Annotated in this window: 1 protein-coding gene; it reads right to left on the reverse strand. The window is 34.5% G+C overall.

Annotated features, from left to right (window positions below):
• A partial coding sequence (locus SB658_RS23450) for an HD domain-containing protein (RefSeq protein ID WP_410602691.1) occupies nucleotides 1-278 on the reverse strand: 278 nt, incomplete at both ends.

Genomic DNA, 278 nt, shown 5'->3' on the forward strand with positions numbered 1-278 from the left:
GTGCAAAGATTTCTAACGTTTCATTTGCAATGCGACGCTGCTTCTCTTGAGGCAAATGTTTCAATGTACGCATGTTATGAAGACGATCAGCTAGTTTAATTAAAATAACTCGAATATCTTGAGCCATTGCAATAAACATTTTGCGATGGTTTTCTGCTTGTTGTTGCTCATGAGATTTATATTTAATCTTTCCGAGCTTTGTTACACCATCGACAAGCATAGCAATTTCTTTATTAAATTCCCGTTCAATATCTTCTAATGTAATTTCTGTATCTTCC

The sequence above is a fragment of the Bacillus sp. SIMBA_008 genome, assembly GCF_046535495.1.
Taxonomy (GTDB): Bacteria; Bacillota; Bacilli; order Bacillales; family Bacillaceae; genus Bacillus; species Bacillus subtilis.